The organism is Paraburkholderia sp. SG-MS1 (genome assembly GCF_012275575.1).
In the GTDB taxonomy this organism is placed as follows: Bacteria; Pseudomonadota; Gammaproteobacteria; order Burkholderiales; family Burkholderiaceae; genus Paraburkholderia.
In genome coordinates this window covers 52,891-65,081 of sequence record NZ_NPIH01000242.1, presented here as the reverse complement: position 1 = coordinate 65,081, position 12,191 = coordinate 52,891, and the positions used below count along the sequence as shown (strand labels likewise).

The window sequence follows — 12,191 nt, the reverse complement described above, 5'->3', positions numbered from 1 at the left end:
TTCACGGTGACGTCGCACGATACCGGCAAGCCCTCGGCCTTCGCCGCGCGCATGAGCGCAATACCCGCCGCCGACGACACATGCGACAGATGCACGCGCGCGCCCGTTACGCGCACCAGTTCGAAGATGGTGTGCAGCGCGATCGTTTCCGCCGATACCGGCACGCCCGAGAGCCCGAGCCGCGACGCCAGCGCGCCGCTCGCGGCGACACCGCCCTTGCCGAGGTAGGCGTCCACCGGACGCAGCCACACGGTGTAGCCGTAAGTCTTCGCGTATTGCAGCGCGCGCATCAGCACCTGGGTGTCGACCACCGGCACGTCGGCCTGCGAGAAGCCGATGCAGCCTGCTTCGGTCAGCTCGACCATCTCCGTGATGACCTGCCCCTTCAAGCCGACCGTCAACGCGCCGAGCGGGTACACGTGCGCCTGATTCAGATTGCGCGCGCGGAACTTGAGCATCTCGACAAGGCCCGGTTCATCGAGGGTCGGGTCGGTGTCCGGCGGACAGACGAGGCTCGTCACGCCGCCCGCGAGCGCCGCGGCCATTTCGGATTCGAGCGTCGCCTTGTGTTCGTAGCCAGGCTCGCGCAAACGCGCGGACAGGTCGACGAGGCCCGGCGCGATGTGCAGGCCCTTCGCGTCGATCGTCTTCGCCGCGTGGAAGTCGGCAGGCGCCTCGCCGATGGCGACGATCTTGCCCGCCGCGATGAAAATGTCTTGCTGCTGTTCGGTGCCCGCTGCCGGGTCGATCAGCGTGCCGCCTTGAATATGAATCTTCATGCGCTGCCTTATGTTCAGCTTGGTATTCAGCTAAACCACGCGTGAGTTACGCGCGGGTCGTACTGCGTGTGGATGCCGGGATAACGGTGTGACTCGATGCCGCCGCGCCTGTTGCGGCGCAGCGCCCGAACCGGGCGCACTCAATCGTGGTTGCCCGCGACGATGCCCATCACCGCCATGCGCACCGCGATACCGAAAGTCACCTGATTCAGAATCACTGATTGCGGACCGTCGGCCACCTGCGAATCGATTTCGACGCCGCGGTTCATCGGACCGGGGTGCATCACGATCGCGTCGGGCGCGGCGAGCGCGAGACGCTCCGGCGTCAGGCCCCAGCTCTTGAAGTACTCCTGCGCCGACGGCAGCAACGCGCCACTCATGCGCTCGTTCTGCAAGCGCAGCATGATGATCACGTCGACGTCCTTCAGACCTTCGTCGAGATTGTGGAACACTCGCACGCCCATCTGTTCGAGACCGCCCGGCAGCAGTGTGCGCGGACCGATCGCGCGCACTTCCGGCACGCCGAGCGTGGTCAGCGCGTGGATGTCCGAGCGCGCGACCCGCGAATGCAGAATGTCGCCGACGATCGCCACGCGCAGCTTCGTGAAATCCTTCTTGTAGTGGCGGATCGTGTACATGTCGAGCAGACCCTGGGTCGGGTGTGCGTGACGGCCGTCGCCGGCGTTGATCACGTGCACGTGCGGCGCGCAGTGCTGGGCGATCAGGTAAGGCGCGCCGCTCGATGCATGGCGCACGACGAACATGTCGGCATGCATCGCCGACAAGTTGTTGATCGTATCGAGCAGCGACTCGCCCTTGCTGGTCGACGACGCATTGATGTTCAGATTTAGTACGTCCGCCGACAGACGCGTCGCGGCAATTTCGAAGGTGGTGCGGGTGCGGGTCGAGTTCTCGAAGAACAGGTTGAACACCGACTTGCCGCGCAACAGCGGCACCTTCTTCACTTCACGGTCGGTCACGCTGACGAACTGGTCGGCGGTATCAAGGATCTGGTTGACGATCGCCTTGGGCAAACCTTCGATCGACAACAGATGTTTGAGCTCGCCGTTTTTCGTGAGCTGCGGGTTGCCCTTCAGGAAGCCATAGCGGAAGCGCTCACTGGCGCTGTCGGCGAAATCCTGCGGGGCCTGGGTGGCGGTGTTCATGGTGTACCTGCTTCAAATACGGGCTTCAACGTGATCGATGTCGATGCTGACTGCGTGTGACGATTTTGCGCCGGCCTTCGCGCGCCATGCGGCGACGGCCGCCGTCAAATTCTTTTGCGTGGTTTGCCCGATCCGTGACGCGATGCGCGGCCGGATGCGGCGCCGCCCGCTGTGTCGCGCCGGGTTCAATCGACGCGTGCTTCGGTGTGAAAAGTGAAACGCGATGCGCCCGCTTCGCCGTTCTCTGCGCGGGCCAGCACGAGCGTGGCGTCGGCGGGCACGTTCACCACGCCGCCGACAAAGCGCGCCGCCACCGGCAACTCGCGTCCGCCGCGATCGGCGAGCACCGCCAGCTCGACCGACGCCGGACGGCCATAGTCGTACAGCTCGTTGAGCGCCGCGCGAATCGTGCGGCCGGTGTAGAGCACGTCGTCGACCAGCACGATGCGCGCGCCGTCGACCGGGAACGGCAGCGACGTTGGGCTCGCCTGCGAATGCAGGCCTTTTTTCGCGTAGTCGTCGCGATGCAGCGCAACGTTCACCACGCCGAAGCTCGGCAGGTTCAGGTCGCGCGCGAGCCGCTCGGCAAGCCACGCGCCGCCGCTGTAAATGCCGGCCAGCACGAAGCCGGACTGATCGCCATGGACCGCGCGAATCTGGTCGAGCAACGCGCGATAAAGCGCTTCGGCGTCAATGGAACTCATGATCGTCGGAAAGTCCGTCTAGATATTGCTGGAGGATGATGCTGGCGGCTTCGGCGTCGAGCATATCGGCGCGGCCTTTGCCCGCGCGGATTTCCGCTTTCGCCTCGACCGACGAATAGCGCTCGTCGATCCACGTTACCGGCAGATTGAAGCGGCCGTTCAGCTGATTGCCGAAGCGCTTGGCGAGTTGGGTCATTTCGTGGGGCGTGCCGTCCGGGTGCATCGGCAAGCCAACCACCAGCGCGTCCGGCCGCCACCCGGCGATCAGCTTGCCGACTTCTTCAAAGCGGTATTCACGGCTGCGGTTCTGCACGATCACGAGCGGGCGCGCGCTGCGTGTCAGCGAGTTGCCGACCGCCACGCCGATGCGTTTTTCACCGTAGTCGAACGCAAGCAGCGTCGCCTCACGTCCGGCCGGCACGCTCATGCGTGGCCCGCCTCGCCGGACAGCATCGACAGCGAAATGCCGAGCAGTGCGAGCGCGGCTTCGAGACGCTCTTCGGCGGGCACGTCGAAGACGATTTTCGGGTCGGCTTCGACCGTCAGCCAGCCGTTCTTCGAGATCTCTGCTTCGAGCTGACCCGCGCCCCAGCCGGCGTGGCCGAGCGTGAGCAGGAAACGTTCCGGACCGGTGCCGCTCGCAACGGCTTCGAGCACGTCTTTCGAGGTGGTCATTTCCAGACCGCCCGGCACCGACATCGACGACGTGTAGGCGTTGCCGTCTTTCGGGTCGTGCAGCACGAAGCCACGCTCGGTTTGCACCGGGCCGCCGAAATACACGGGTACATGAAGAAGGGGTTCGATTTCGAGCTTGAGGTCGATGCGATTGAAGAGCGCTTCGAGGTCGATGTCGGTCGGCCGGTTGATCACGAGGCCGAGCGCGCCGCGCTCGCTGTGATCGCAAAGGTAGACCACCGTTCCTGAAAACGTCGGATCAGCCATGTTCGGCATGGCGATCAGGAACTGGTTGGTCAGATTGATGCGATCGGTACTCTTGGACATAGTTCGGATTTTAGCAAAGACGATGCAGGATGGCGGGCTTTGAGCGTGCAACCGCGGTACGTGTCATGAAACATGCCGCGAGCCATCGACGACGAATCAAGTTGCACTCTATCACGCACGCGGGCTCGGGCCACGGTGTGGTTGAGGCATGCGGGCGGTACGGGGCGGGGCGGGGTTTCGGCCTCGCGCAGTGGCGAGGTCGCGGGGAGGTGAGGCTGGGACAGGGAAACGCCCGAAACCACAACTCACCCGCCGCCCTGCTCGATCGCGCGCGTCAGCGTGGCGAGCGTCGTCTGCGTGAGCCCGCCGCCCGGCGGCGCGACGCCCGCGGCGACCTTGTGCAGCATCGCGCGCAGCGCTTCGGCCGCCTGTTCGAGCGTGCCGGCCGCCGGCGCGCCGACGATCACATGCGCGCGCACCGCTGGCGTCGACACCTCGGCGTGCGCACGCCGGCGCCACGCAAGCCCGAGCGCATCGGCCAGCAGCGCCACGTGACCGAGGCCCAGCGCGCACGCGGCGGAGCCGAGCCGGTAGGCGGCATCGCCCGCCTGCAGCGCTTCGCCGGGATCGGCTCTCTCCGGCTGATCAGCCGCGCGGGCGTGCTCGGTCAATGCGGCGATCGACCCATCCGCCGTCTGCAGGAAATCTTCGTAGGCGTTTGCGTTGACCGTCAGCACGCCCAGATCGCGGGTCAGCGAGACGCGCGTCGCGCTGATCGACTGCGCCTCGACCGCGCCCGCCTCCCAGAGCATTTCCGACGACTGGGTGCCCGCCACGTGCCAGTCGACGGTCAGGCCGTAGTCGTGCAAGACCTCGACCTGATCGGCATCTTCCGCCGCGGCGCCGAACAAGGCGTAGTCACGCCACAAGAGCGCCAGGGTCGCGCGCACCAGCGAGTGCGGCGCGCGCTCGACGCCGCGCGCGTGATCGGCCAGCGCCAGATTGCAGCGCGCGTAGAAGCGCCGCGCCTCGGTTTCGCCGGTCGCGTGGCCGCCGACCCGCAGGGCCTTCGCGCAGGCTTTGGCAAGACGCCAGAAATCGTAGGGGTCTGGGCCGGCAAGCTCGGTGAAGACGGCATCCAGTTCGTCGAGGGCCGCGTTGGTGACGGCCAGCGCCGCCGCGCTGCCGGTGTCGGCCTGCGAGCGCAGCACCGGCAGCAGCGCGCGCTCATAACGCGCGCGCAGGTGAGCCAACTGGTCGACAGACTGCGCATGCAGCGACGCCGGCGGCACTGGACGCGCGCTCAGCGCGAGATCTTCGAAAGCAACGGTGGAACCGGGCGTGTGCTCGGACAGATGCGCACACAGCGCGCGGTAATGATCGAACAGCTTGGGTGAGCAGGACAGCTCGCGCAGATTGTGGCGCTCGAGCGCGGCGCGAAAGTCGCGCAATGCCGCGCCGAAGACAGGCCGCGCGCTGTGTGCGTCCGACGGATCGCCCGCTGTGAGCGGCGAAAGTCGCACCAGCGCATCCGCGAAACGCTGTGCGCTGAGCCAGCCGGCTGTGCGCAGCGCGTGCGACGCACGCAGCAACGCCGACGCGCTCTCGTGATTCTGTTCGAATGCCAACGACGCCTCGGCTAGCGCCAGCTCCGCGGGCCGAACGGCGCCGCCGCGCGGATTGGGGAAAGCGTCGAAGGAAACGGGTGCAGCGGATCGAAGAGTCATGGGCAGGCGACAGGAAGCTGACGGGCCGCCGCTTCACGCTGCACGCAGACTGATTGGCTAACGCGCGAACCGGCGACAGGACAATGACAGACTACCGTTGCGACACGGCACAGTCGACGACGTTCCGCGCCGACGCGGTGGGGCAGCACTTCGGGCGCCGGCGGCGCAGCGGGCACGTGGGCAGCTGCCGCTCGCGTGCAATAGGCTCCGGGCTGCAGCCGGCCAATAACGGCTACCCGACGGATTTCAGATCTGGACCATCTCGAAGTCTTCTTTGCGCGCGCCGCATTCCGGGCAGGTCCAGTTGATGGGAACGTCCTCCCAGCGCGTGCCCGGCGCAATGCCTTCGTCCGGCAAACCGGCTTCTTCGTCGTAAATCCAGCCGCAAATCAGGCACATCCAGCTTTGATATTCCATTCTTGTGTCGCGTCGTAGAGTCCGTGGAAACGGGAGCCATGATGGTACCGTGTTGCCGCCCCAATGCCTAGCAATCAGAAACGCGCACTGGCCACCTGCGGCGGCACGGCTCCCGTGTTGTGCGTGCCCGCTGCAACGCACTCGCGGCGTACCGCCACACGAGCCGCCGCCCCCTGACGAGAACCAGCTCACGCATGCAAAAAAACGCCCCCGCAACGGATTAGGCCGCATAATTGAGCCGATTGCGCACCTCCCGCGCCAAAATCCTGCACCTCTTTGTCAATCTTCATGCCCAGCGACACGCCTCCGATCGTCCTCACCTTCGGCCTTTCCGACCCCACCGGCGGCTCAGGCCTGCAAGCCGACCTGATGACCCTTGCCAGCATGGGCTGCCACGGCGTTTCCGTGCTCACGGGCTACACCGTGCGCGACTCGGCGAGCTGCGACGAAGTCACCGGACTCGACCCCGAAGTCGTCGCGACCCAGGCGCGGATGCTGCTCGAAGACATGCCTATCGCCGCGTTCAAGGTCGGCGCCTGCACGCGCGCGGAAGTGGTGAGCGCGATTGCCGAAGTCGTCGCCGATTACGACGACATTCCGCTGATTCTCGCCCCCGACTTCACGCTCGACGACGAACACGTGCTCGCCGCCGACGAACTGCGCGAAGCAATTGCCGATCTGCTCGCGCCGCAAACCACCCTGCTGGTCGCCGATTCGGCCACGCTCCTCGCGCTCGCCCAGCCGGATGGCGACGCGGAAGCGCCGAGTCTGGACGCCGCGATCTCGCATCTGCTGTCGCAGGGCTGCGAATATATTCTGTCGACGGAAACCGGCACGCATCGGCTCGTCAATACGCTTTTCAGCGAAGACGGCCAGTTGCGCCAGGACATGTGGGACCGTGGCAGCCATCGGATCATGGGCCTGACGGATACGCTCGGGTCGGCGATCGCCGCGCTGCTGGCCAATGGCCAGGAACCTGCGGAAGCAGTGCGCGAGGCACAGGAGTACCTGTATCAGGCGGTGCGCAATGCGTTTCGGCCGGGCATGGGCGCGTATATGCCGGACCGTTTCTTCTGGGCGCGCAGCAGCGACGACGAAGCGCCACCGACCTCTGGCAAGGACGCTGCGCCGGGCGAAGCGCGGCACTGACTCGTTGACTGTTGCCCCGCGGTGAACACCGCATGTATATCAAACCCGCATTTGTGCGGGTTTTTTTATTCCCGGTTCCATTTTATTGATCTAGCATAAATTCTGCTTGCACAGCATTACCGACCGCCGCATCGCGTAATTAAACGTTACAACGTGGTGCCAGACGCCACGCTAGACTTGACCATTCACGAACTTGACATATGTCTCCATATGCCCTTTCCGATTTTTTTCATCCATCCTCCGAAAAGCGGCGGCTCCACCGTCATTTCATTTTTCGATCTGAATATGGGTAAAGACCGGTTCGCGAATTTCGTATGGGATCGGGAAGGTTGGGCAAGCTGCCGCGCCAAACTGCTGGTAAGCGGCATCGGCGGCGGCCATCACCCGTATGGCATACACCGGACAATCAAGCATCCGGTGCGCTACTGCACCATTCTGCGCGACCCGCTCGCGCGCCAGATATCGCATTACTGGTATGCCGCGAGCGGCAAGAACGGGGAGGTCAAGCGGGGCGTGAGCGTGTCGACGCCCGAGGCCCTCGTTCAGCAAGGCGCGATGTCCCTCGACGAATGGGTCGGTGAATCGCTTGCGGGCAAAAATCTGTTTGTCCAGATGCTGAGCGGTCACTCCTCGCTCAACCAAAGCAGCCTTGCCCTCGCGCAAAGCCATCTACGCCAGCATATCGGCACGGTCGGCCTCTGCGAGAACATGAGCGAATTTTTACTTCGGCTCGCCGGCATGAGCGGATTGAAATTGCCGTTCTATTTCGAAGCCAATAGAACGATCGGCACGCCGAAAGGCGACAGTCCTTTAAGCGATGCAGCCAGACAAAAGTTTCTGGACGACAATCGCCTCGATTACGAACTCTTTCACGACGCCAAACGGCTGATCAAAACCCAGGTGGATAATGCGGGTCCCGTCTTTTCTAATGCGCTGGAACTGGTCCACGTCATTCAGAAGGAAATCAATCAGCTTGAAAACCCGCACATCTACAGTTCGACGGTTTTCGGCTTTGACGAAGCGTTCCTCGCCAAAGTCGAGAGCGTTATCCGCCGATTCGATCTCGCACCGATCAATGCCTATCTGGAGTTCGCGCAAAGCCGCCAGCCCGTTCTCGCGGACATGTTCGAAGGCTTTGTCGACACGGTTGGCGACGGCGCGGTGACGGGCTGGGCCGTCAATCTCAGCCGGCCAGAAGAAAAAGTGCCGCTCGAGGTTCGGGTGGGCGACGAGGTCGTCGCGAGAGGCTGGAGCGGCGAGCCGCGCCCCGACGTGGCTGGCGCAGGCTACCCGAGCGCCCACAGCGGATTCTCCATTCCGCTGCCGGCCCATGTTCTGGGCGGCTTTCACGTTGCAATCGCCAATTCGCCAGAGAGCCTGAACAACGCGGGAATCTGGCGGCAAGGCTGGCACTGCGCCTGAGCGCCGAGGAACTCACCATGGAACAGTCCCCCACTTTCGTGCAACGTTGCCACGGCGCAATCGGCACTCAGGACCGGATGCGCATCTTTCGTCAAAGACCGGTCACCGTCTGGCTCACCGGTCTCTCCGGAGCGGGCAAATCCACGATCGCCTTTGAACTGGAACGGCAACTCGTCGGCTTGGGCCATGCGTGCTACGTGCTCGACGGCGACAACGTCCGCCACGGCCTGGCTCGCGATCTCGGCTTTGACAGGAAAGATCGACATGAAAATATCCGCCGCGTAGCGCATGTCGCCCAACTGATGAACGACGCGGGCCTCATTGTCATCGCCGCCCTCATCTCGCCGATGCGGGAAGACCGGACGATGGCGCGCGACATTATCGGGCGAGACAAATTTATCGAAACCTATCTCTCCGCGCCGCTCGATACGTGCGCACGTCGCGATCCGAAAGGCCTCTACGCGAAAGCCTTGTCCGGCGAAATCAGTTCGTTTACCGGCGTGTCGGCCCCTTATGAAACCCCCGACGACCCCGAGCTTCGCATCGATACGGCCGCGCTGACGCCAGGAGAAAGCGTCGCCCGCATATTTGCCCACTTGCGCGAGCACTCGCTGGCGACGGCGGGCCAGGAAGCCGGCGCGTAACATCGCAAGCCCGCCACCCTCTCTTTCACTGCGCTCAAAAGAAAAAACCCGCATTTCTGCGGGTTTTTTCTTTTGAGAAGCACGCCTTGCGGCGTACTTCCCCATGCGCTTCCAACCGGGCCTCGCAAGGAGGCCCAAGCGGAATTACATGTCCATGCCCATGCCGCCCATGCCACCGGGCATGCCGCCAGGCATCGGTGCATCTTCCTTCGGCAGTTCGCAAACAGCTGCGTCGGTCGTCAGCAGGAGGCCAGCGACCGATGCTGCGTTTTGCAGCGCCGTGCGCGTCACCTTCGTCGGATCCACGACACCTGCGTCAACCAGGTCGACATACTCGCCGGTTGCCGCGTTGTAGCCGTAGTTGCCCTGGCCAGCAGCAACAGCTGCCACCACGACGCTCGCTTCTTCGCCACCGTTCGTGACGATCTGGCGCAGCGGCTCTTCCATCGCGCGCAGCACGATCTTGATACCTGCGTCCTGATCGGCGTTAGCGCCCTTCAGGCCGGCGATTGCCGTACGTGCACGGATCAGCGCAACGCCGCCGCCAGCCACGATGCCTTCTTCCACAGCTGCGCGCGTTGCGTGCAGTGCGTCTTCGACACGTGCCTTCTTTTCCTTCATTTCGACTTCGGTCGCAGCGCCGACCTTGATCACCGCAACACCGCCTGCCAGCTTGGCCACGCGCTCTTGCAGCTTTTCACGGTCGTAGTCCGACGTTGCTTCTTCGATTTGCGTGCGAACTTGCTTCACACGTGCTTCGATGTTGGCAGCTTCGCCAGCGCCGTCGATGATCGTCGTGTTTTCCTTGCCCACTTCGATACGCTTTGCCTGGCCCAGTTCAGCCAGCGTTGCCTTCTCGAGCGTCAGGCCGGTTTCTTCAGCGATGACCTGACCGCCGGTCAGGATCGCGATGTCTTCCAGCATTGCCTTACGACGATCGCCGAAGCCCGGAGCCTTCACAGCAACGGTCTTCAAAATGCCGCGGATGTTGTTCACCACCAGCGTTGCCAGTGCTTCGCCTTCGACGTCTTCGGCGATGATCAGCAGCGGACGGCCAGCCTTCGCGACTTGCTCAAGTACCGGCAGCAGATCACGGATGTTCGACACCTTCTTGTCGTGCAACAGCACGAACGGGTTGTCGAGCACAGCAACTTGCTTGTCCGGGTTGTTGATGAAGTACGGCGACAGGTAGCCGCGGTCGAATTGCATACCTTCGACAACGTCCAGCTCGTCTTGCAACGACTTGCCGTCTTCGACGGTGATGACGCCTTCCTTGCCGACCTTGTCCATCGCTTCAGCGATACGGTCGCCGATCGACGAATCGCTGTTCGCCGAGATCGCGCCGACCTGAGCGATTTCCTTGTTGGTCGTGCACGGCTTGCTGATCTTGCGCAGTTCTTCGATCGCAGCTGCAACAGCCTTGTCGATACCGCGCTTCAGGTCCATCGGGTTCATGCCCGATGCGACGTACTTCATGCCTTCACGGACGATCGACTGAGCCAGAACCGTTGCGGTCGTGGTGCCGTCACCTGCGTTGTCGCTGGTCTTGGAAGCAACTTCCTTGACCATTTGCGCGCCCATGTTCTGGAGCTTGTCTTTCAGTTCGATCTCTTTTGCGACCGACACACCGTCCTTGGTGACCGTCGGGCCGCCGAAGCTGCGTTCCAGGACAACGTTGCGGCCCTTCGGACCCAGCGTGACCTTCACAGCGTTCGCGAGAATGTTCACGCCTTCAACCATCTTGGCACGGGCGGAATCACCGAATACGACGTCTTTAGCTGCCATCTTCTAACTCCTTGAAATCTTTGGATATGACCGGGAAAAGTAGCGGATTTGCGCTTACTTCTGCACCACGGCCATGATGTCTTCTTCGCGCATCACGAGCAGTTCGTTGCCGTCGACCTTGACGGTCTGACCTGCATACTTGCCGAACAGGACACGGTCGCCAACCTTCACGTCGAGCGCGACTTGTGCGCCTTTGTCGTCACGCTTGCCCGGGCCGACTGCGAGGATTTCGCCTTGATCCGGCTTTTCCGCTGCGGCTTCGGGGATCACGATGCCCGACGCGGTCTTGGTTTCTTGATCCAGACGTTTGACGATCACGCGATCATGCAAAGGACGAAGGTTCATACATACTCCTCTCTTGATTGAGACTGAAGAACGCTGAGAAAACCCGATTGGCCGAGCCAACCGGCGATGTTGTTAGCACTCTCGTGCAGCGAGTGCTAATTATATGGATGCGTGGTGACAAATTCAAGAAGGTTGGCGCGGCGTTGGCGGGACTCATGTCGAGTGTCGAGATTCACTCAACTTTGAACCTGGTTCACTTAAGGTTGAACTCGCGACCCGCGTCGGGGATTCCGCGACAGGGCACACCCCTGAAAAAACAATGGCTTAGATGCCGAGTCGCCGCGCTGCCGGGTTGCACGCTGCTGGGTCACCTAGCGACTTCTGACGACAATCGCCTTGCAAAAGTAACGCTTGCGATTGCGTTCAGGGTAAACCCTCTCAATTCATCTCACTCTTATCTACACTCGGAAAGTGGAATACATGACGCGGTCCGCGGCAACGATCTGCTCGGTCCCGATCCACCGCTCGCGCTGTAACTGCTGGCGAGTCCGATGGCTACGTATCATCGCCGACAGGATATATCCCGCAATACGTGGATTTTCTTTGATTCGCCGAGTGCTGTAGCCATACCAGTCATGCCCGTGCGGCACGGAGACGCGAACGTTAAATCCTTGCGCATGCAGAGCGTCACGCAGCGGTTCACACACCCCCAGCAACATCTCGAACTCGAATCGTGACCTGTCGATTTGTTCGCGCTGCAGCCAATTGGTCAGAGGATCGATCAATTGTGCATCGTGCGTTGCAATGCCGACGAATGGTCCCGCCTAATTGCGGTCGAAACGTGCCGAACGAAGAGTGGGTTGATCGCGGCCCGATCCATTGATGCACCGTCGACAAGATGCTCCTTCGCCTCTGGCAGCCGAGTGCTCGATCGATGTCCGTGCCATTGCAACGGCCACGGAAATGGCTTTCTCGAACCCCTGCGTCTGATGCGGCACCCAGTCGAGCATTTCGTTGATCTCCGCGGGGTCCAGCGAAGCCGGGCGCCGGCGATACGGTTCTTCCAGTAGCGCGACAGCCAAGACTGCCAACATGATTGCTGGCGATCGGCATCCAGGTTCCGGAGCATGCAGCCAAGGACGCCTGCGAACGAAGCCCGATCCACGATCGA

At 62.7% G+C, this 12,191-nt stretch carries 13 protein-coding genes; 3 read left to right on the top strand and 10 right to left on the bottom strand.

Annotation, left to right across the window (positions count from 1 at the left end; genetic code table 11):
* From CIC12_RS33325 to CIC12_RS23860, 7 genes are all read right to left on the bottom strand, one after another.
* Positions 1 to 779 (bottom strand): dihydroorotase (locus tag CIC12_RS33325; RefSeq protein WP_238812856.1); only part of this gene is annotated, 779 nt, incomplete at its 3' end.
* Between the two features lie 140 nt (positions 780 to 919).
* Positions 920 to 1,945: an aspartate carbamoyltransferase catalytic subunit gene (locus tag CIC12_RS23885; RefSeq protein WP_168667589.1), complete on the bottom strand. Its 1,026-nt coding sequence runs from the start codon at positions 1,943 to 1,945 to the stop codon at positions 920 to 922.
* A 185-nt stretch (positions 1,946 to 2,130) separates the two neighbouring features.
* Positions 2,131 to 2,649, bottom strand: coding sequence for a bifunctional pyr operon transcriptional regulator/uracil phosphoribosyltransferase PyrR (gene pyrR, locus CIC12_RS23880; RefSeq protein ID WP_168667587.1), 519 nt, complete (start codon positions 2,647 to 2,649; stop codon positions 2,131 to 2,133).
* Positions 2,636 to 3,076, bottom strand: a complete 441-nt coding sequence (gene ruvX, locus CIC12_RS23875; protein WP_168667585.1) for a Holliday junction resolvase RuvX — start codon at positions 3,074 to 3,076, stop codon at positions 2,636 to 2,638. Before ruvX ends, pyrR begins: the two co-directional genes overlap by 14 nt.
* Positions 3,073 to 3,651, bottom strand: coding sequence for a YqgE/AlgH family protein (locus CIC12_RS23870; RefSeq protein WP_168667583.1), 579 nt, complete (start codon positions 3,649 to 3,651; stop codon positions 3,073 to 3,075). Before CIC12_RS23870 ends, ruvX begins: the two co-directional genes overlap by 4 nt.
* Positions 3,652 to 3,896: 245 nt before the next feature.
* A complete protein-coding gene (locus CIC12_RS23865) occupies positions 3,897 to 5,318 on the bottom strand; it encodes a hypothetical protein (protein ID WP_168667581.1) in 1,422 nt (473 codons plus the stop codon).
* A 246-nt stretch (positions 5,319 to 5,564) separates the two neighbouring features.
* The gene (locus CIC12_RS23860) at positions 5,565 to 5,735 is read right to left on the bottom strand and encodes a rubredoxin (protein ID WP_006047743.1); all 171 of its coding nucleotides are present in this window, start codon (positions 5,733 to 5,735) and stop codon (positions 5,565 to 5,567) included.
* A gap of 288 nt (positions 5,736 to 6,023) precedes the next feature.
* Between CIC12_RS23860 and CIC12_RS23855 the strand changes: the two genes are divergently transcribed.
* The 3 genes from CIC12_RS23855 (at position 6,024) to cysC (ending at position 8,950) form a co-directional block, all read left to right on the top strand.
* On the top strand, positions 6,024 to 6,884 hold the full coding sequence (locus CIC12_RS23855) for a hydroxymethylpyrimidine/phosphomethylpyrimidine kinase (protein WP_168667579.1): 861 nt from the start codon (positions 6,024 to 6,026) through the stop codon (positions 6,882 to 6,884).
* Between the two features lie 210 nt (positions 6,885 to 7,094).
* The gene (locus tag CIC12_RS23850; RefSeq protein WP_168667577.1) at positions 7,095 to 8,306 is read left to right on the top strand and encodes a chondroitin 4-O-sulfotransferase; all 1,212 of its coding nucleotides are present in this window, start codon (positions 7,095 to 7,097) and stop codon (positions 8,304 to 8,306) included.
* A 17-nt stretch (positions 8,307 to 8,323) separates the two neighbouring features.
* The gene (gene cysC / locus CIC12_RS23845; protein WP_168667576.1) at positions 8,324 to 8,950 is read left to right on the top strand and encodes an adenylyl-sulfate kinase; all 627 of its coding nucleotides are present in this window, start codon (positions 8,324 to 8,326) and stop codon (positions 8,948 to 8,950) included.
* 144 nt (positions 8,951 to 9,094) lie between these two features.
* Here the strand turns inward: cysC and groL are convergent, their stop codons facing one another.
* From groL to CIC12_RS23830, 3 genes are all read right to left on the bottom strand, one after another.
* Positions 9,095 to 10,735 (bottom strand): chaperonin GroEL, encoded by a 1,641-nt coding sequence (gene groL / locus CIC12_RS23840; RefSeq protein WP_168667575.1) that lies wholly within the window; start codon positions 10,733 to 10,735, stop codon positions 9,095 to 9,097.
* A 54-nt stretch (positions 10,736 to 10,789) separates the two neighbouring features.
* Positions 10,790 to 11,080 (bottom strand): co-chaperone GroES, encoded by a 291-nt coding sequence (gene groES, locus CIC12_RS23835; protein ID WP_168667574.1) that lies wholly within the window; start codon positions 11,078 to 11,080, stop codon positions 10,790 to 10,792.
* Between the two features lie 398 nt (positions 11,081 to 11,478).
* Complete coding sequence (locus tag CIC12_RS23830; protein WP_238812854.1) at positions 11,479 to 11,805, bottom strand: proline dehydrogenase family protein; 327 nt, start codon at positions 11,803 to 11,805, stop codon at positions 11,479 to 11,481.
* Positions 11,806 to 12,191: the final 386 nt, after the last annotated feature.